This window comes from Rhodococcus jostii RHA1, from assembly GCF_000014565.1.
Classification (GTDB): Bacteria; Actinomycetota; Actinomycetes; order Mycobacteriales; family Mycobacteriaceae; genus Rhodococcus_F; species Rhodococcus_F jostii_A.
Genome location: NC_008270.1, coordinates 397,750 through 415,827 on the forward strand (window position 1 = coordinate 397,750; position 18,078 = coordinate 415,827).

An 18,078-nucleotide genomic window follows, 5' to 3' on the forward strand; every position below is an offset into this window, starting at 1 on the left:
GATGAAGGTGGGGTCAGACGGCGACAAGGGCTGCGAACCCAATTAATAACGCCGGCACAGTAGTTAGTACGGTTGAGATGATCGCTGACCGCCGATGAACGGCGAATAGCGGGAGCAGCCCGGCGCCGTCGTGACTGATCAGATAGGCCAGCAATGCTGGCAGAGGTAGACCACCGGATAGGAAGAGACCGGCCACCACGACTTCCAGGCCGCAGGAGGGGAGAAGGCCGACGAGCGAGGCGACGATCACACCGAGAGCACCATGGAATGGAAGGACCGCAGGATCGAACCCGGTGACCTCGGTTACGGCTGCAGACACCAAGGTAACCAGACCCACCAAGACGATCATGAAGGACGCGCTGTACGCGGTGTGACGGAGCTGAACGAGTCGGGAAGACGCGTCGACGCAGTCACAGTCATGTTGGTGGCTGCGTCCACGCAGGAAAACTGCGCAGGCAACCGCGAATCCCACGAGACCCACCGCCATATACGAGTTCATGCCGAAGATTGTCGGAAACGCTTCCTCATCGATCAGATTGAACTCCACAGGGATTGCGAGCACGAATCCCACAGCGATAACGGACCAGAAGGCGATCAGGAAGCCATCGGGCCGGCCGGTCTCGGATTCCCCCGACCGAAGACCAGGCTCGACGCAACACGGCTCGGTTGTCTTCCACCAGCTTCGGACTGGACCGGATACCGGTGGCGATGGAGGGGGAGCCGACATCGTTGGTCGTCGAGAGAGGAGTTGGAGGCTGTTGCTCGATTGCGCAGTATCGCGGGGACGGAGGGTCGTCACGACGGTGGTCAGTCCCCGCCGTGACACGTCGGTCGACAACTGTCGAGCTCGGGGTTCGATCCGTGCCCAGTCGACAAGACTGCCGCCCAGGGCGCCCACCACGAAAAACAGCGCTTTGAGTTCGAGCGCGAGCATCGGGTCAGCGGCCAGTAGAAGCCATGCCGAATCACCCATCGTGGCAAGCAGCGCGGCGATCACCGTTCCGTATGTCACTCGGCGTTGACCGTAGAGGGTGACAGTGGCGATGACTCCGCTGCATCCCGGGGGCAGCGACAAGGTCGCGGCGAGCAGAGGTCCACATTTCGGGTAGTGGAGCAACCATCCGTCCCATCGCGCTCCCCAGCGACCGCGGGCCCAGCCCATGACCGCAAGCATGAAAGCGACGAGAACGCCGATACCGAGAAAGGCATCTACAAGAGGATCTCCGAGTGTCTCTAGCAGATCACCCATTGGAGCAACGCTCTTCAAGATCGTTGACGACCGAGGGAAGAGGATCCCGGCCCGCAGTGTTCCTCAATGAGTCGGCGTCGAAGGCGAACCACGTCGGATCGGTGAGGTAGCGCTGAGCGAGCGATGCCGTTTCGGCGGCGAGGTGGGGTCCGAGTGTTCGAGCGGGCTCCGATTCGGGGTGGGTGCCGATCCATGCGGTGATCATTAGGCGGCGGAGCATGATGAAAGTGGGAATTTCGGCAATTGCGGCATCATCGAGTTGACCGATGCTCAGGTAGCCGCGCAGCCACGTCTCCACGGTGGTACGGGCGGACGGGCTGGCCTCGTTCCAGGTGATCACTGCGGCGAGGTCGGTCAGGAACCAGGACCATCCACAATCGTCGAAGTCGATGACGATGATCTCTCCGTCACGGACAATGAGGTTGGACATCCGAAGGTCGGAGTGCACCAGTCCGAACCGGTCCGCTCCGGTACCGAACCGGAGAAGCCGCTCTCTGACGGAACGTTCGGCAGTCTCGATCACCTCACGGTCTGATTGAGTCAGATTTGGTGCGTGACGCCAGTCTCCCCACCGACCGGTCTCTCCGAGCATCGAGTCGAGATCCCAGCGGAAGCGGACGAACTTTGCCGGAGGCGTCCATGCCTGCACATGCTGGTGCAACGACGCGGTGACGGCACCGAGATCGCTGAAGCTGATACCCGAAGCCGCATCTTCCGCGCTGATGCCCGGGATGAACTCGAAGACATCCACCAGTCGAGTCTCACCTGCGTGTTCAATCGCGACCACGCTGTTGCCATCGCCGGCGAGTCTGACCGCTGGAGTCCGGATGGACGAGTCCGAGCGCACGCTCTCCATCCACGCGAGCTCCGACTCCACCTCGGCGAGGCTGTTGTAGCCCGGCCGGTGGACGCGCACCACGGAACGCTCTCCGTCGAGTTCAGCCAGGTAGGTCGCGTTTTCCGAGTAGCTGAGCAACGTCAGGGATGCCCGTTCCAACCCATATTTTGGAAGCGACGCGCGGGCAAATGGTTCGTAATCGGCAGCCGTCTCCGACATCTGTATATCTCCTCGAACGCAGAAGGCAGCCAGTTACTGCCAAGCAAGGGGTGAGTGACATCTGGTGATGCCCGTCACACTATTACAACATATGGCAACCATAAGCAAACCACAACCCCATCCGAAGGCAACCATAATGCGGATTAATCGGCAGGCTGCTCGTCGCTACAACCTGGTGGAGAGAAGGTTGTAGTTCCCTCGTCGCGGGCGCTGAACTGGCGGTTTCCGAGTCACGGCGGTGCGACCGCCGGTGCTGACGGGAACGAGGGCCCAGCAACCAATGGCGGCGTGGTCCTTGACACACTTGAGCAAACGTGAGACTGTGAAGCCAACCTTTTACGACCATTTACCGATGGGGTCGGCGCCTCAGTGTGTTTCAGTCAGCACGATCGCTTGGCGGCGCCTTGGCTTCCCGAAGTCCCCTATCAAGAGAGGCCGATGTTCACGTGAGAACACCAGAATTCGACCGCTCGCCGGAGCTCGACACCGTGCTCGACCGGGCGCAAGTTGCGGCGACAGCGTTCGAGGCCTACGACCGATCTCAGGTCGACCGCATCGTGCGGGCGGTTGCGAACGTTGCACTCCAGAACGCTCGACAGCTCGCCGAGAAGGCTGCGGACGAGACCGGGTTCGGTGTGGCCGAAGACAAAGTAGCGAAGAACGAAGCAGTCTCGTCCGGCTTCGTGCGTGAATACGGCGACCTGGATTTTGTCAGTCACCGTGCTGACAACGAAAAGAAACTGCTGCTCAGTCCCAAGCCGGCGGGAGTGATCTTCGCGGTCACACCCTCCACGAGCCCGGTCGCCAACCTGTACTTCAAGGTTCTTTCGTCGCTGTTGACCAGAAACGCCGTCGTCATCAGCCCCCATCCAGCCGCCGTGCAGACGAGCCTCGAGGCCGCCCAGCTCCTCAGTCGCGCCGCCACCGAGGCGGGCGCACCGGAGGGAGCAATCCAGATCCTGAACAAGCCATCGGTTCCACTGATCGAAGCAGCGATGGGTGACGCGCGAGTGAACCTGATCCTCGCAACAGGAGGCTCGGCGGTCGTCCGAGCCGCATACCGATCCGGAACGCCCGCGATCGGAGTGGGCCCCGGCAACGCTGCCGTGGTGGTCGATGAAACAGCAGACCTGGAGCGAGCGGCGGATCAGATCTCAGCGTCGAAGGCATTCGACAATTCAGTCCTCTGCACGGCGGAGTCGGTCCTCATCATGGTCGAGTCGATCGCCTCTCGAATGAATGAGTTGTTGGTCCGGCGGGGTGCACATCTGTGCCGGCCCGATGAGACGCGACGGCTCCGCAACTACATGTACCCCAAAGGTAAATTCAACACCGAGGTCGTAGGAAGGCCCGCGCGCGAGATCGCGAAAAAAGCCGGGATCACCGTTGCGGAGGGCACCCAACTATTGCTGGCTCCGATCGACAGCATCCGTGATGACGAGCCGCTCACCCATGAGAAGTTGAGCCCCGTACTGGCCGTGATGACGGTTTCAAACTTCGACCAGGCATTGGCGGCGGCTGCCTCCCTCGTCGACATCGTCGGTGTCGGCCATTCGGCGGTCATCCACAGCGAGGACCCGCAGCACGTACTCGACTATTCCCACCGTCTCCCGGTTCACCGAGTTGCAGTGAACATCGGCGGAAGCCTGGGCAACGCGGGCATCGGCACCGGACTTCCACTCACGATGTCGATCGGGACAGGTTTCGCCGGAGGAAGCTCGCTCGGGGAAAATCTGGCGCCCGAACACCTGGTGCAGTGGAAGCGTGCGGCATATCCGGTGGGCGCCGTCTTCCCTCAGTTCGCGTCTCTGCAACCCACCCGAGGCGACCGGTCCGGTGTGTCTGGGGTTGGGTTGGGTGATGGTGCGGTGCGTGAGGAGTTGCGTCGTCTGATTGTCGAAGAGCTGCGCGGGCTGATTGGGCAGAATCATGGCTGATCTGCGGTCGTTCATTTTCATCGACAAGTTGCAGCCTCAGACGATGTGTTATCTGGGCACCTTTGTTCGCGGTAGTTTGCCGCGGACGAATATGTCGGCGCAGGTGATCGAGATCGCTCCGGGGCTGGATATCGAGCCGTTGACGGATGTTGCTCTGAAGCATGCGCAGGTCAGGGCTGGCATGTTGGTGGTGGAGCGGCAGTTCGGGTACCTCGAGATTCATTCGCGTTCGGCGGATGCTGTGCGGTTGGCGGCTGATGCGGTCCTCGATGCGTTGGGTGCTTCGGAGACCGAGGCGCGTCCACCGGAGGTGATCGCGTCGAAGATCATTTCCAATGTCGATGACGAGCATGCTTTTTTGGTCAACCGCAACAAGTCCGGGTCGATGCTGCTGCCCGGTGATTCGTTGTTCGTGATGGAGATGCAGCCGGCGTCGTACGCGATCCTGGCGACGAACGAAGCCGAGAAGGCCAGTCCGATCAAGGTCGTCGACTATCGCATGATGGGCGCCTCCGGGCGTGTCTATCTGGCCGGCGACGAGGACGCGGTACGGACCGCGGCTGATGCCGCCGGGGCAGCGTTGGAGATGCGGCGATGACATCGGCACCCGCGCTCGGGCTGCGCGCTCTGGTGCGTGAGCTGATCAGCGAGATCATTCCCCAGCTGAACCTCCTGACTCGGCCCCAGCGGGTGGTGATCACCGACGACGAGCAGCTCAACGGCTTCGTCCGCCGGGTCGTCACGACACTCGATGACCCGGTCACCGGGCCGTTGCTGCGTTCCGGGCAGCTTTGTTTCCAGCTCGACACCGCAGGCAACGGTGCGGCGGCCGTTTCGTCGCCCACAGCACCTGCCGCCGAGGGGCAGGCGACCGACAGCATCGAGATCGACAAGGGGGTGTTGACCGAGCGCATCGTTGCCCGTGCCATCACCGAGCGGGCTCGGCTCGTTCTCGGCCGGACGGTGGTCATCACTCCGCTTGCCCGCGAACAGATCCGGAAATCGTCGGTCGAGGTGGTGCGGCGACCATGATCAAAGCGACTGTCCTCGGCCCTGTATGGGCGACCAAGCGGCTCGACGGCTTTCCGTCCGGAGCGCTGCTCGAGGTGCAGCGAGATGAGACCGCCGAGCGTTACGTGGCCTTGGACCATCTCGGAAGCGGCCCGGGTGATCACGTGTTGGTCGCCCTCGGCAGCGCTGTAGCACACCACCTCCCCGGCAGCACCCCGGCCGATGCGCTCATCATCGGAGTCATCGACCCCCCCGCGCCTTCAGCAACACCCAACCCACAATGAAAGGTTCTTCCCATGAGTGATGCAATCGGCATGATCGAAACCCGCGGCTACGTCGCTTCCCTTGCGGCCGCCGACGCCATGGTCAAAGCGGCCAACGTCACCCTGATCGGTCGCGCAGAGGTCGGTGACGGACTCGTCGCCGTCATCATCAACGGCGACGTCGGTGCCGTGAAGGCAGCCACCGAGGCAGGCTCGGAAACCGCCGCCACCATTGGTGAGCTCGTCTCCGTCCACGTCATCCCCCGACCCCACGCCGACCTCGGCAAGCACTTCACCGTCAACGGAAACCAGTAATGTCGACACCAACTACTACGAAGCAGGCCGCCGCAACGAAGCGAAGCTCGGCCTCGTCCGCCGCACCCGATTCAGGCACACCGTCGACTGAACTGCGCGTCTACCTTCGAATCGAAGGACTCCAGCGCCAGTTTGCGGCCACGATGGCGACACCGACCCGGGCCCGCGGCTACCCGCCGAAAGCGGGCGATCATTCGCTCATCGTCGAAGTTGCGCCTGCGTTGGCGATCCAGCGGGTGATCGACGCGGCGTTGAAAGCGACTCCCGAGGTCGAGCCGGGCCTTCTCTACGTGGAACGGCAATACGGCATCCTGGAGGTTCACAGCCCCAGCGCCGACGTCGTGGAACAGGCCGGGCAGGCGATCCTGAAGACCCTGAACGCGAAGGCGGAGGATCAACTCAAACCGAAAATCCTCTACAGCGACATCATCGAGGAAATCGGCGACCAGCACGCCGTCATCCTCAACCGCACCCGGGACGCGTCGATGCTGATGCCGGGTTCCGCTCTGCTGGTGTATGAGATGGCCCCGGCGCTATTCGCTGCCGTAGCAGCCAACAGTGCCGAACGGGTAGCCCCGAACCTGACACTGGTGGACGTGCAAATGATCGGTGCAGCAGGACGTCTGTTCATCTCGGGTGATCTGAAGAGTGTCACCATCGCGCGCGAGGAGATCACGAGAGTTCTCGAGGCGGTGATTGGACGATGACCTCACGCTCAGCCGTCCGACCAATACCCGAGGGTACGAGCGTCTCACGACCGCCGTCGCCGCAGTCCCAACTGTGAAAGAAGACGATCCCATGCAGCAAGATTCGATCGCCAAGCCGAAACTGACCGAGATTGTCGCGTTGAACACTCTCAACGCCGACAAACTTTCCTCGCTTGACAGCCAAACACGTGAGCTGGTTGAGCGTCGCCAGCGTGTCATGGGGCCCGCATACCGGTTGTCCTACGAGGAGCCGTTCCAACCGATTCGTGCACAAGGCACGAAAATCATCGATGTTTACGGCCACGAATACCTCGATGCGTACAACAACGTTGCCAGCGTCGGTCACAACCATCCGCATGTCGTCGATGCTGTCTGCCGACAGCTTCGCCTGATGAACACGAACACCCGGTACCTGCAGCGCGACATCGTCGACTACGCCGAAAATCTCGTGAGTACACATGACAGCGCGTTGGACAACGTCATGTTCACTTGCACGGGGTCCGAGGCCAACGACCTCGCTGTGCGCATCGCACGGACGGTAACCGGCGGCACAGGTGTCATCGTCTCCGAGTACGCCTATCACGGGTGTACGCGGGACGTCGCGTCCTGGTCACCGTCGTCGGGCAAGGGCACCGTCCTCGGTTCGGATGTACGGCTCGTGCCTCCTCCGGATACGTTCAGAGCGGATCGTGCCGAGGCCGAAACGAAGTTTTTGAGTAGCCTCCAGGCTCAGATCGATGACCTGAACCGTCGAGGTGTGCAGTTGGCCGCCTTCGTCGTCGACAGCATGTTCTCTTCGGACGGGATCCACCCCGATCCCGGGGTGTTGAAGGCCGCGATCGAGTTGGTCCACCGGGCCGGCGGGCTCCTCATCAGTGACGAAGTGCAATCCGGATTCGGGCGCACCGGGGAAGCCATGTGGGGGTACCAGCGCAGCAACATCGTTGCCGACCTGGTCACCATGGGGAAGCCGATGGGCAATGGCATGCCCATCGGAGGGGTTGTGGCGAAAAGTGCTCTGCTGGAGAAATTTTCGCGAGAAACGGCATACTTCAACACGTTCGGTGGCGAGAACGCACCGGTAGCAGCCGCGCAGGCCGTGCTGGAGGTAATTCGCGACGAAAACTTGATCGCCAATGCCCAGGACAAGGGCGGTCAATTGGTCGCCGGGATTCGGGAAATACTCACCCGCAATAACTTCGCGGCGGACGTTCGAGGAGCCGGTCTCTACATCGGAGTCGAGTTCGTGTCCGACTTCGACACGGCGATCCCGGACACCGAGACCACACTGGCATTCGTGAACGGACTTCGTCAGCACCGGGTCCTGACTAGCACGGCGGGGACCTACGGAAACGTGATCAAGGTACGCCCGCCGCTAGTCCTGAGTCAGTCCGACACCGATCGACTGCTGACCGAATTCGACAACGTGGCGCGCGAATTGCGCCAAAGCGCCCGACCTACGCCCGAGACAACGACCGATTCACCCTCGGACCAGGATCCGTCTGGGGTTGGGTTGGGTGATGGTGCGGTGCGTGAGGAGTTGCGTCGTCTGATTGTCGAAGAGCTGCGCGGGCTGATTGGGCAGAATCATGGCTGATCTGCGGTCGTTCATTTTCATCGACAAGTTGCAGCCTCAGACGATGTGTTATCTGGGCACCTTTGTTCGCGGTAGTTTGCCGCGGACGAATATGTCGGCGCAGGTGATCGAGATCGCTCCGGGGCTGGATATCGAGCCGTTGACGGATGTTGCTCTGAAGCATGCGCAGGTCAGGGCTGGCATGTTGGTGGTGGAGCGGCAGTTCGGGTACCTCGAGATTCATTCGCGTTCGGCGGATGCTGTGCGGTTGGCGGCTGATGCGGTCCTCGATGCGTTGGGTGCTTCGGAGACCGAGGCGCGTCCACCGGAGGTGATCGCGTCGAAGATCATTTCCAATGTCGATGACGAGCATGCTTTTTTGGTCAACCGCAACAAGTCCGGGTCGATGCTGCTGCCCGGTGATTCGTTGTTCGTGATGGAGATGCAGCCGGCGTCGTACGCGATCCTGGCGACGAACGAAGCCGAGAAGGCCAGTCCGATCAAGGTCGTCGACTATCGCATGATGGGCGCCTCCGGGCGTGTCTATCTGGCCGGCGACGAGGACGCGGTACGGACCGCGGCTGATGCCGCCGGGGCAGCGTTGGAGATGCGGCGATGACATCGGCACCCGCGCTCGGGCTGCGCGCTCTGGTGCGTGAGCTGATCAGCGAGATCATTCCCCAGCTGAACCTCCTGACTCGGCCCCAGCGGGTGGTGATCACCGACGACGAGCAGCTCAACGGCTTCGTCCGCCGGGTCGTCACGACACTCGATGACCCGGTCACCGGGCCGTTGCTGCGTTCCGGGCAGCTTTGTTTCCAGCTCGACACCGCAGGCAACGGTGCGGCGGCCGTTTCGTCGCCCACAGCACCTGCCGCCGAGGGGCAGGCGACCGACAGCATCGAGATCGACAAGGGGGTGTTGACCGAGCGCATCGTTGCCCGTGCCATCACCGAGCGGGCTCGGCTCGTTCTCGGCCGGACGGTGGTCATCACTCCGCTTGCCCGCGAACAGATCCGGAAATCGTCGGTCGAGGTGGTGCGGCGACCATGATCAAAGCGACTGTCCTCGGCCCTGTATGGGCGACCAAGCGGCTCGACGGCTTTCCGTCCGGAGCGCTGCTCGAGGTGCAGCGAGATGAGACCGCCGAGCGTTACGTGGCCTTGGACCATCTCGGAAGCGGCCCGGGTGATCACGTGTTGGTCGCCCTCGGCAGCGCTGTAGCACACCACCTCCCCGGCAGCACCCCGGCCGATGCGCTCATCATCGGAGTCATCGACCCCCCCGCGCCTTCAGCAACACCCAACCCACAATGAAAGGTTCTTCCCATGAGTGATGCAATCGGCATGATCGAAACCCGCGGCTACGTCGCTTCCCTTGCGGCCGCCGACGCCATGGTCAAAGCGGCCAACGTCACCCTGATCGGTCGCGCAGAGGTCGGTGACGGACTCGTCGCCGTCATCATCAACGGCGACGTCGGTGCCGTGAAGGCAGCCACCGAGGCAGGCTCGGAAACCGCCGCCACCATTGGTGAGCTCGTCTCCGTCCACGTCATCCCCCGACCCCACGCCGACCTCGGCAAGCACTTCACCGTCAACGGAAACCAGTAACCACGAATGCGGTGATCGTCACCCGTGCAAGGGTTTGTGCTCGGAGCGACCGGCTCGTCGGCGCCCTCTTCCGGCGACGCCCAACCCAAAATCGCGCCAACCCGCGATGACTGTTGCCATGAGGGCATCGGGAGGGCAACGATTTTATCGGCGTGTGCCTCGGTCTTGTGACGTCGTCTGAGTCGAGGTCTGGTGAGCTCCATACCTGACCAATTGCTTCTCAGGCAACCATTTGATAGTTTCGGTGGAATACTGGCCGGGAGGAGGGTGCGTTCTATGACTGAGGGTGACAAGAGCAAGGATCGAACACTCTCCACCGGCGGATCTACCGAGGAGATTGTCGGCTCCATACAATCCATAATCACCGACCGCTCATTGGCGCCAGGTGATCGAATCGGAGCCGAACGGGAACTCGCGCAGAGCTTGGGGGTGAGTCGGTGGACCATTCGCAGGGCGCTCGAGCAACTCGAGTCCCAGGGACGGATTCTCCGGACTCACGGTCGCAGTGGGGGCATCTTCGTTGCACCGAAAAAGCTGATCCGCACGACACCGCTCGGGGGTCTACCCGTATATCTACGGGCGCAGGGAATTGATTCCGGGACAACGGTCCTAGGGACCCGTGCGGGGCCGCCCGACGATGAGATCGCAAAGCAGCTGGGGCTAGAGTCCGATGCCTGGGTCTTTCACATCGAGCGGCTTCGATTTGCGGGTGGGCTACCCCTCGTTCTGGAGACGACGGATTTGCCATGCGATCTCTTTCCAGGACTTCTCGATCAGCCACTCGGATCGCTGTACGAGATTCTCGATTCAAAGTATGACATCCGGCCAGAAGTGACCGTCGAAACGATCACAGCGACGACCGCTGAGCGTGAGGTTGCTGGACTGCTGCAGGTCGCCGTAGGGTCTGCTCTGATATTCGTCACCCGAACTGCAGAGCTCGGGAGTGGGCGGACGTTCGAATTTTCGAGAGAGCTGTGGCGAGCTGACCGGACGGCCATCACAGTACGCAGCGACGGGAAACCTGCGTACACGACCATCGACGCGTGAGAACACGCGGTCATTGACACACCGAAATCACAGCGCCTTTTCCTGTTTGATGCACTGAAACGCTCTCTCGGAGCTGGATTACCATCAGTGGATTTCAAGCTGCATATTGGACAAATCAAGACTGCCAGTAACGGTCCCCGGACGCTGGATGTCCGGCCTGCCCGGAGACATTCGACGCGCCGAGCAGCCAGACGGACAACACACCTGAGTCGCTGACGTTCGTCCGCTCGTCACGCACCAAGTCGCGGACCCAACAGTGCCCACATGCGTGGTTCCGTGTCTGCCCTCTTCCTCACCGACGCCTGCGTCGATATCGACGTCCCGCATCCAGGAGTTCCAGTGATCACAGTCGACGAGCACGAGAACATCGTCGTAATCAGCATCGAGCACGGAAAGGTGAACGCTCTCGACCTCGAACTACTCGCAGAACTGTCTGCGGTGTTCAGGTCCCTGTCCACTCGGGCCGACGGCGCCGTCATTGTGACCGGCGTCGGATCCTCCTTTTCAGCGGGAGTGGATCTTCGTCGAATACAAGACGGTGGCCGCGAGTACATCCTCACCTTCCTTCCTGCCTTGTCCGCCGCGATCCTGGACATCTTCCAGTGCCCCTTACCTGTGGTAGCTGCCATCAACGGGCATGCAATCGCTGGCGGATGCCTGCTCGCCGCCGCCGCAGACGTGCGATTCATGGGGAGAGGCAGGATCGGTCTTCCGGAGTTGGCGGTCGGCGTCCCACTTCCGGTGGCCGGAATCGAGGTGTTGCGCACAGCGATCGGACACCATGCCTACACCATGATCACCAACGCCAGCACTGTCGCGGTGGACGAGGCCGACGGCTACGGGTTGGTCACCGCCGTGGAGCCGAAGGAGTTGGAGAGCCGCGCCATGAGCGAGGCACGCCGACTTGCTGATATTCCTCCGCATGCTTTCACTACCACCAAGGCCCAACTCCACGCTCCCACGATGGTGGCGATCGAGGCCAATGCCGAGCTCGACCGCGCGGTGACTGCAGGGTGGGTCACGTCATGGAATAGCGGACACATCAGCGACTATCTGGCGTCTCTGTCGCACTGATACCACCAGGACAGAGCAGTGGTAGTCGTATCCTCCTACCCGGGACCGACAATAATTCCCGATCCGACGTGGACAATCCCCGGCAATTGATCATCGCAGTCGAGCGTGGCCGACGTCAGAGGGGTCGGCCACAACGGTCGTGACTGTCTGGACATGCGAGATAGCAGGCTATCGGAACGCCACACAAGCAGCTAACCTCTAGAACCTAGGAGCCCGCTGCAACAACCAACCGGACGTTCATCATCCCGGTGCTTCTTCGAAAAGGTTGCCCTGTCAATTCACGCGTCGATCGAATGAGACACGCGCTTCTTGGGTAGTTCCGCGGCCGTAGTCGTCTGGTTCCGAGCCGGCACGCTCCCTGAGCCAGTCTTCCACCAGAATCGTTCTACCAGTGTCCTGTGCTGAGCTTCCCGCATCGCGTGATCTGGGTCTGGAGTTGTTTATCTCCGCCAGGATGCTCCCCACGCCGGAACAAGACGTTCTGCGCAGGCGAGGGTCACCAAAACCAACAAATGGTTGCGCATGGTCGGCGTAATGGGCTACCTTTTCGTGAGGCGCATCACATAGACCTGCTGAGGTTCAGTACCTGCCACCCACGAACTCCTTGACGCGGCATATTCGGCCCGCTCGGTATCGGGTGTCAATCCTGAAAAGACATGTCACACAGACGATTTTGGCAGTGGAGGAGAGAATTTTGTCGCGCGACAACACGAAAGAGACCCATCTGGTCGGCGGTATAGACGTACACGCGGAATCACAGGCGTACCTGCAGAAGCGCCAGCTCCGGAGCGGCACTGCTGGTTGGGTTCTACTGGCAGGACTCGGCGTGAGCTACGTGGTCTCGGGTGACTACTCCGGGTGGAACTTCGGCTTAGCCGAAGGAGGATTCGGCGGGTTGACGATTGCTGTCGTAATAATCGCGGCGATGTACCTGTGCCTGGTATTGGGAATGGCTGAGCTGTCCTCGGCTCTGCCCGCCGCGGGCGGTGGGTACACCTTCGCGCGCCGCGCACTGGGACCGTGGGGCGGATTCGCGACAGGCACGGCCATCCTGATCGAATACTCGATCGCGCCCGCGGCGATCGCAACATTCATCGGTGCCTACGTGGGTTCGCTGAATATCCTCGGGATCACCGACGGCTGGTGGCTCTACCTGGCTGTCTACGCGATCTTCATTGGGATCCACCTGTGCGGTGTGGGGGAGGCGCTCAAGGGCCTGTTCACCATCGCGGCGATCGCACTTATCGGTTTGGTGATCTTCGTCATTGCCGCCATAGGGCGCTTTGATAGCGCCAACCTGGTTGACATCGCACCTGGCAGTGCCGCTGGAGCGTCGGATCTTCTTCCGTTCGGCTACCTCGGAATCTGGTCCGCGATCCCGTTCGCGATCTGGTTCTTTCTCGCGATCGAGGGAGTGCCGTTGGCTGCAGAGGAGACGGCGGACCCTCAGCGCAACGTCCCCCGTGGAATTATCGCTGCGATCAGCATTCTCATGGTCACCTGCGCGGCCGTCTTGATCCTCGCAACAGGCGCAGGGGGAGCGGCATCGATTTCCGAATCGGGGAACCCGCTTGTCGAAGCGCTCGGCGACACCACCGTGGCCAAGGTAGTCAATTACATCGGCTTGGCAGGATTGGTCGCCAGCTTCTTTTCGGTCATCTATGCCTACTCCCGCCAATTGTTCGCGCTCTCACGGGCGGGTTACTTACCCAAGGTGCTCTCGGTGACCAACTCACGAAAGGTCCCCACCCTCGCGTTGGTCGTTCCGGGAGTCGTCGGGTTCCTCTTGTCACTGACCGGCAAGGGCGCCCTCCTGCTGAACATGGCGGTGTGCGCAGCGGCAGTGAGTTACGTTTTGATCATGTTGAGCCACATCGTCCTTCGCCGCCGCGAACCGGAGATGCATCGTCCCTATCGGACTCCTGGAGGCAGCGTGACCACTGGCTTCGCCCTCTGCGTTGCGGTCATCGCTGTCGTCGGCACGTTCCTGGTGGATGTGGTCGCGGCGTTGTGTTGCCTGGGTGTCTTCGTGATCTTCCTGTTGTACTTCGCGTTGTTTAGCCGCCATCGTCTCGTCGCCAACTCCCCTGATGAGGAGTTCGCCGCGCTGGCGCAGGCTCAGGAGGACCTTCGATGAAGTTCACCGCACTGGGTTCGTGTGTGACGGGTGGGCTAACTCCTAACAGCGCTTGAACGCTGTAGGGTCGGCCCAACCGCCGTCGAGGTGGGTTCGGCACTGATGGCGGCATTCATCGGTTCGTTCTTGCTGCGGCTCCAGGTCACCGGGCTGTGCACACCGCCCCCGGATGAATCCGGGACTGGGTTGGGGGTGAACTGTCGCCGGTAGGCGCTGGGGGAGGTCGCGAACGCGGCGGTGAAGTTCTGCCGGAAGGTGACGCTGCTTCCGAAGCCGCACGTGGACGCGATGGTGTCGACGCTCCAGTCGGTGGTTTCGAGAAGCGCGCGCGCTTCGTGCAGGCGGCGTTCGAGGATCCATCGTGCGGGTGTGGTGCCGGTGGCGTGCTGGAAGTGCCGCACGAAGCTTCGGCGGCTCATCCGGGCCTGGTCGGCAAGGCGCTCGACCGGGAGCGACTCGTGCAGGCGTATCAGTGCCCATTCCATGACCTCGGCGATGGCTGTGTCGGTCGCTGGCCGGGTGAGGGGGCGTTCAATGTACTGTGCCTGCCCGCCTTCCCGGTGTGGGGCCACGACGAGACTGCGGGCCACCCGGGTGGCGATCGCCGCACCCAGATGCTTGCGCACCAGGTGCAGACACGCGTCGATCGCCGAGGCGGTTCCCGCGGAGGTGAGGACGTCACCATGATCGATGTAGAGCACCGAGGAGTCGACCTCGGTCCCGGGATGCCGTTCGGCGAGCTGTGGCATCGCCTCCCAGTGCGTCACCGCTGGCCGGCCGTCGAGAAGTCCGGCATCGATGAGTGCGAATGCGCCCAGGCACAGCCCGACGACGATGGCACCGCGGGTATGCGCCTGCCGGACGACCGTTTTCAGCGCGTCGCTGATCGGGGCCAGGGACAGCGGCCAGGACGGGATGATGACGATGTCGGCCCAGTTCACCGTGTCCGGTGCCCTAATGTCGCTGATCGAATATCCCTCGGCAGTTCGGATCGAGCCAGCATGGTCCGACCAAAGCAGGGTCTCCCAATTGGGGGCGAGTTGGAGGCGGTCGAGTTCGCCAAACACCATCAACGGTGCGGCGAGATGGAACATGGTGATGTCGTCGAACGCGTAGATGGCGATCCGCATCTGACTCCCCCTGTATGGCCTGTTTTCATCGAAAGTAGGCATTTGTGCCACTCGTCGCAACTGTGAAGATACCGAAAAATCGAGCAGGAGACTCCCACACCGACAGTGGGCGTCCTAAACCCCATGACTGTGAGGAGCCCGCCTTGACCACGCCCCGCCGTGCCCTTGTTGTCGTCGATGTCCAGCAGGAATACTTCGACGGACCGCTCGAGATTCAGTACCCGCCCCGGGGGCAGTCGCTCGCCAACATCGTCGCTGCGGTCGACGTGGCCGCCGCCCACGACGTCCCGGTCGTCATCGTTCAGCATCGCATGCCTGACGACGCCCCGATCTTTGTCGAGGGAACGCCGGGGTGGTCGCTGCATCCAGATCTCGAGGCGCGGGTCGATTCGTCCTGTAAGCGGGTGCACAAGCAGTACGGGAGCGTGTTCGCCGGTACCGATCTGGCCGAATGGCTGCGGGCCCGTGACGTCGACACCATCACCATCGTCGGGTACATGACCAACAATTGCGACCTCGCGACCGCGGTGGAGGCCGAGGGCCTCGGGTTCGCCGCCGAGATCCTTTCCGACGCGACCGGGTCGATCCACCTCGCCAACGAAGCCGGGCAGGTCTCCGCCCAGTCCCTGCACACCACGCTCATGGTGCTGTTGCAGTCGAACTTCGCTGCCGTCACCACCGCCACGCAATGGGCCCAAGCGGTGCAGTCCGGGACGAGCTTGCCGAAGAACAACCTGATCGAATCGGCCGTTCAGGGCCGCTCGGCGACTGCACTCGTTTGAATACCAACTGCACCAGAGAAGCTGAGCGCGACAGTCCCGCGAAATACCGCCAGTCCCCACAGTCCCGGCCGGGCGCGTGCAGTGGCGGCCGTCGGCTCACCGACTTACCGCTCGTTCGCTGAGCCGTGCCATGTCTGTCAGTGCAGCGCCATCCAGATCGTGCGGAGCGCGGCAGCGCGGGATGACGGGATCTGAATCTCGTTGGGAGGTCTCACTCGTCGTGGATAGGGAGTTGGCCGGTACGGCGCTGGGCGTTGTGAAGTGGTTCAACGTTGAGAAGGGTTTCGGGTTCATCACGCCCGACGACGGCAGCGCGGAAGTGGCCGTGCGCCTTGGTCCTCGAGCACCGTGGTAACTACGCCTCGGAGTACGAGGCGATCCGCACGATCGCCGAGCGGATGTCACTGAAGTCGGAAACGGTCCGGGTCTGGGCCCGCAAGGCCGAAGCGGTGGGTGGCGGCACCTGGCTGCGTCGGCATCCGAGGCGGAGGGCGTACTCCGGGCATAACGGCGGATGAACGCCGAGCTCGAGAAGACCATCGAAATACCTAAGGCTGCAATGTCTATCTCCGCGCGGAAGTCCGACCCGCCACGCAAGTTCGCCGGAACGGATGTGGCGCAATGGCTACACGCGCACAACGTCGACACCATCACAATCGTCGGATACATGACCAGCAATTGCGACCTCGCCACAGCAGTGGAGGCCGAAGGGCTCGGGTTCGAAACCGAAATCCTTTCCGACGCCACGGGTGCCATCGATCTCGCCAACGAAGCCGACACGATCTCCGACGAAGCCTGCATACTGCACTGATGGTGTTGCTGCAGTCGAATTTCGCTGCGGTGTCGACGACCGCGCAGTGGATCGAGGCAGTGGGGTCGGACTCGACGCTGCCCAAGAGCAATCTAGTGCAATCTGCCATCGATGGACGCTCGGCGGCCGCCGTGACCTGACGAGAGCGACAGCGGAGGGCGAGGGCGGAACCGAGGGCCGCCATCGGTCCGTATTGTGAACGAAGTACACGGCACAAGGCGCCCTCCTCCCCGCTGCGTGAACATGCTTGCAGCCAGCAATATTCGTGCTCAGATTCGTACTGGTGGCCGTCGGCTAGGGTGATGGACTGCGGATCCGGTGCGCTGAGTCAATGTGCGGTCCCAGGGGGTGCTGCCAGATTCATCCAATTTCTGGTGTCGTTTTCGCGCGGGTACCGGTTTCTGCTGGGCGCAGAGTGCCAACTGCGGTTTGTAGAGCTTCAAGGGTCGTTGCTGTCGCAGGAATCTGCGTGAAGTCCTTCAAGGTATATGCGGACACCGACCGGTGTGTAACAGGTCGAAGCGGCCGTGCGACGAGTTTCGGATGGCGTAGGAACGCCAGTACGAGGCTTGGCATGACCGCGACTCCTACGCCGGCAACGACGAGGCTTTGCATCGCGAGATTGTCGTCCGTCGAGAACGCTATCTCGGGTTCAAATCCCGCGGCAGCGCAGGATTGAACGAAGGTTGTCCTGCATCGCGGGCATCCTGCAATCCAGGCTTCGTCGGCAAGCTCCCGTAGCTCGATCCGACGGCGTCGCGACATGGGATGGTCGATTGGAAGGACGGCCACCATCTCGTCGTCCATCAGGGGGATCTGCGAAAGTCCGCTCTCTTCCACCTCGGACATTCCGTCGTAGCTGAAAGCGAGTGTGATGTCGCACTTTCCGTCATGGAGGAGTTGGAGAGATTCGGGTGGCTCTGCCTCCAGCAGTTGAACACGGATGCCTGGGCGCGTTGCCTTCAAATGGGTGACGGCCGCAGCCACGATGGTGGCGCTTGCGCTGGGAAAAGCGCACACCCTGATGCGTCCTGTCGCCAAATTCTTGATCGCTGCCACCTGCTGCTCAGCGGCGTCGAGCCCGCTGAGGACACTTTGGACGTGCCTGGCAAGTACTTCACCGGCTTCGGTCAGCTGCATGTGCCTGCCGGACCTCGTGAACAGCGGCGTACCGACCGTTCGCTCCAGCGTGCGCATCTGCTGACTGATCGCGGGTTGCGTGTAGCCAAGGGCTTCTGCAGCCGCAGAGTAGGACCCGGTACGAACCACTTCGTGAAACATGCGCAACGGGCGTGATTCCAACATCCGCAAAGTATAAGCACGACTATGAGCGTCTCCAACTAATCATAGCTGGACTTTTGATTCAGAGACG

Annotated in this window: 19 protein-coding genes and 2 pseudogenes; 17 read left to right on the forward strand and 4 right to left on the reverse strand. The window is 61.9% G+C overall.

What is annotated here, in order from left to right; translation table 11 throughout:
• Positions 1–13: 13 nt before the first annotated feature.
• Both RHA1_RS42615 and RHA1_RS42620 read right to left on the reverse strand, forming a co-directional pair.
• Positions 14–1,249 (reverse strand): putative manganese transporter, encoded by a 1,236-nt coding sequence (locus RHA1_RS42615; RefSeq protein WP_041813647.1) that lies wholly within the window; start codon positions 1,247–1,249, stop codon positions 14–16.
• Positions 1,242–2,306 carry a phosphotransferase enzyme family protein gene (locus RHA1_RS42620; RefSeq protein ID WP_011600236.1) on the reverse strand — a complete coding sequence of 355 codons (1,065 nt, stop codon included), beginning with the start codon at positions 2,304–2,306 and terminating at the stop codon, positions 1,242–1,244. Before RHA1_RS42620 ends, RHA1_RS42615 begins: the two co-directional genes overlap by 8 nt.
• Before the next feature lie 488 nt (positions 2,307–2,794).
• Here RHA1_RS42620 and RHA1_RS42625 point away from each other — a divergent pair, with 488 nt between their 5' ends.
• From RHA1_RS42625 to eat, 14 genes are all read left to right on the forward strand, one after another.
• Positions 2,795–4,243: an aldehyde dehydrogenase family protein gene (locus RHA1_RS42625; RefSeq protein WP_337505452.1), complete on the forward strand. Its 1,449-nt coding sequence runs from the start codon at positions 2,795–2,797 to the stop codon at positions 4,241–4,243.
• Positions 4,236–4,841, forward strand: a complete 606-nt coding sequence (locus RHA1_RS42630; protein ID WP_011600238.1) for a BMC domain-containing protein — start codon at positions 4,236–4,238, stop codon at positions 4,839–4,841. The genes RHA1_RS42625 and RHA1_RS42630 overlap by 8 nt, the downstream gene beginning before the upstream one ends.
• On the forward strand, positions 4,838–5,275 hold the full coding sequence (locus tag RHA1_RS42635; RefSeq protein ID WP_011600239.1) for a hypothetical protein: 438 nt from the start codon (positions 4,838–4,840) through the stop codon (positions 5,273–5,275). Before RHA1_RS42630 ends, RHA1_RS42635 begins: the two co-directional genes overlap by 4 nt.
• Positions 5,272–5,538: a EutN/CcmL family microcompartment protein gene (locus tag RHA1_RS42640; protein WP_011600240.1), complete on the forward strand. Its 267-nt coding sequence runs from the start codon at positions 5,272–5,274 to the stop codon at positions 5,536–5,538. The genes RHA1_RS42635 and RHA1_RS42640 overlap by 4 nt, the downstream gene beginning before the upstream one ends.
• A gap of 12 nt (positions 5,539–5,550) precedes the next feature.
• Positions 5,551–5,832 (forward strand): BMC domain-containing protein, encoded by a 282-nt coding sequence (locus tag RHA1_RS42645; protein ID WP_011600241.1) that lies wholly within the window; start codon positions 5,551–5,553, stop codon positions 5,830–5,832.
• Positions 5,832–6,539 (forward strand): microcompartment protein, encoded by a 708-nt coding sequence (locus tag RHA1_RS42650; protein ID WP_011600242.1) that lies wholly within the window; start codon positions 5,832–5,834, stop codon positions 6,537–6,539. Before RHA1_RS42645 ends, RHA1_RS42650 begins: the two co-directional genes overlap by 1 nt.
• The gene (locus tag RHA1_RS42655; protein ID WP_237727112.1) at positions 6,529–8,136 is read left to right on the forward strand and encodes an aspartate aminotransferase family protein; all 1,608 of its coding nucleotides are present in this window, start codon (positions 6,529–6,531) and stop codon (positions 8,134–8,136) included. Before RHA1_RS42650 ends, RHA1_RS42655 begins: the two co-directional genes overlap by 11 nt.
• Positions 8,129–8,734 carry a BMC domain-containing protein gene (locus RHA1_RS42660; protein ID WP_011600238.1) on the forward strand — a complete coding sequence of 202 codons (606 nt, stop codon included), beginning with the start codon at positions 8,129–8,131 and terminating at the stop codon, positions 8,732–8,734. Before RHA1_RS42655 ends, RHA1_RS42660 begins: the two co-directional genes overlap by 8 nt.
• Positions 8,731–9,168, forward strand: a complete 438-nt coding sequence (locus RHA1_RS42665) for a hypothetical protein (RefSeq protein ID WP_011600239.1) — start codon at positions 8,731–8,733, stop codon at positions 9,166–9,168. Before RHA1_RS42660 ends, RHA1_RS42665 begins: the two co-directional genes overlap by 4 nt.
• A complete protein-coding gene (locus tag RHA1_RS42670; protein ID WP_011600240.1) occupies positions 9,165–9,431 on the forward strand; it encodes a EutN/CcmL family microcompartment protein in 267 nt (88 codons plus the stop codon). The genes RHA1_RS42665 and RHA1_RS42670 overlap by 4 nt, the downstream gene beginning before the upstream one ends.
• Positions 9,432–9,443: 12 nt before the next feature.
• Positions 9,444–9,725: a BMC domain-containing protein gene (locus RHA1_RS42675; RefSeq protein ID WP_011600241.1), complete on the forward strand. Its 282-nt coding sequence runs from the start codon at positions 9,444–9,446 to the stop codon at positions 9,723–9,725.
• Positions 9,726–10,001: 276 nt separating this feature from the next.
• Positions 10,002–10,772, forward strand: coding sequence for a GntR family transcriptional regulator (locus RHA1_RS42680; protein ID WP_050787673.1), 771 nt, complete (start codon positions 10,002–10,004; stop codon positions 10,770–10,772).
• Between the two features lie 339 nt (positions 10,773–11,111).
• Positions 11,112–11,846, forward strand: coding sequence for an enoyl-CoA hydratase/isomerase family protein (locus tag RHA1_RS42685; protein ID WP_011600246.1), 735 nt, complete (start codon positions 11,112–11,114; stop codon positions 11,844–11,846).
• Positions 11,847–12,525: 679 nt separating this feature from the next.
• A complete protein-coding gene (eat, locus tag RHA1_RS42690; RefSeq protein ID WP_011600247.1) occupies positions 12,526–13,983 on the forward strand; it encodes an ethanolamine permease in 1,458 nt (485 codons plus the stop codon).
• 35 nt (positions 13,984–14,018) lie between these two features.
• Here the strand turns inward: eat and RHA1_RS42695 are convergent, their stop codons facing one another.
• Positions 14,019–15,113, reverse strand: coding sequence for a GlxA family transcriptional regulator (locus tag RHA1_RS42695; protein WP_011600248.1), 1,095 nt, complete (start codon positions 15,111–15,113; stop codon positions 14,019–14,021).
• Positions 15,114–15,256: 143 nt separating this feature from the next.
• Here RHA1_RS42695 and RHA1_RS42700 point away from each other — a divergent pair, with 143 nt between their 5' ends.
• The 3 genes and pseudogenes from RHA1_RS42700 to RHA1_RS42710 form a co-directional block, all read left to right on the forward strand.
• Positions 15,257–15,895: an isochorismatase family protein gene (locus RHA1_RS42700; protein ID WP_011600249.1), complete on the forward strand. Its 639-nt coding sequence runs from the start codon at positions 15,257–15,259 to the stop codon at positions 15,893–15,895.
• A 232-nt stretch (positions 15,896–16,127) separates the two neighbouring features.
• Positions 16,128–16,223, forward strand: a pseudogene (locus RHA1_RS52740) (cold shock domain-containing protein); the annotation flags it as partial.
• A 270-nt stretch (positions 16,224–16,493) separates the two neighbouring features.
• Positions 16,494–16,846: pseudogene (locus RHA1_RS42710) on the forward strand (isochorismatase family protein); the annotation flags it as partial.
• 220 nt (positions 16,847–17,066) lie between these two features.
• Here the strand turns inward: RHA1_RS42710 and RHA1_RS42715 are convergent.
• Positions 17,067–18,011, reverse strand: a complete 945-nt coding sequence (locus RHA1_RS42715; RefSeq protein ID WP_011600251.1) for a LysR substrate-binding domain-containing protein — start codon at positions 18,009–18,011, stop codon at positions 17,067–17,069.
• Between the last annotated feature and the right edge of the window lie 67 nt (positions 18,012–18,078).

What these genes read in the sequence shown, in the direction of transcription:
- RHA1_RS42620 (WP_011600236.1), bottom strand. Translation starts at nt 2,306, where the DNA reads ATGTCGGAGACGGCTGCCGATTACGAACCATTTGCCCGCGCGTCGCTT.
- RHA1_RS42640 (WP_011600240.1), top strand. Translation starts at nt 5,272, where the DNA reads ATGATCAAAGCGACTGTCCTCGGCCCTGTATGGGCGACCAAGCGGCTC.
- RHA1_RS42645 (WP_011600241.1), top strand. Translation starts at nt 5,551, where the DNA reads ATGAGTGATGCAATCGGCATGATCGAAACCCGCGGCTACGTCGCTTCC.
- RHA1_RS42715 (WP_011600251.1), bottom strand. Translation starts at nt 18,011, where the DNA reads ATGTTGGAATCACGCCCGTTGCGCATGTTTCACGAAGTGGTTCGTACC.
- RHA1_RS42630 (WP_011600238.1), top strand. Translation starts at nt 4,236, where the DNA reads ATGGCTGATCTGCGGTCGTTCATTTTCATCGACAAGTTGCAGCCTCAG.
- RHA1_RS42615 (WP_041813647.1), bottom strand. Translation starts at nt 1,249, where the DNA reads ATGGGTGATCTGCTAGAGACACTCGGAGATCCTCTTGTAGATGCCTTT.
- RHA1_RS42650 (WP_011600242.1), top strand. Translation starts at nt 5,832, where the DNA reads ATGTCGACACCAACTACTACGAAGCAGGCCGCCGCAACGAAGCGAAGC.
- RHA1_RS42660 (WP_011600238.1), top strand. Translation starts at nt 8,129, where the DNA reads ATGGCTGATCTGCGGTCGTTCATTTTCATCGACAAGTTGCAGCCTCAG.
- RHA1_RS42665 (WP_011600239.1), top strand. Translation starts at nt 8,731, where the DNA reads ATGACATCGGCACCCGCGCTCGGGCTGCGCGCTCTGGTGCGTGAGCTG.
- RHA1_RS42670 (WP_011600240.1), top strand. Translation starts at nt 9,165, where the DNA reads ATGATCAAAGCGACTGTCCTCGGCCCTGTATGGGCGACCAAGCGGCTC.
- RHA1_RS42675 (WP_011600241.1), top strand. Translation starts at nt 9,444, where the DNA reads ATGAGTGATGCAATCGGCATGATCGAAACCCGCGGCTACGTCGCTTCC.
- RHA1_RS42635 (WP_011600239.1), top strand. Translation starts at nt 4,838, where the DNA reads ATGACATCGGCACCCGCGCTCGGGCTGCGCGCTCTGGTGCGTGAGCTG.
- RHA1_RS42680 (WP_050787673.1), top strand. Translation starts at nt 10,002, where the DNA reads ATGACTGAGGGTGACAAGAGCAAGGATCGAACACTCTCCACCGGCGGA.
- RHA1_RS42695 (WP_011600248.1), bottom strand. Translation starts at nt 15,113, where the DNA reads ATGCGGATCGCCATCTACGCGTTCGACGACATCACCATGTTCCATCTC.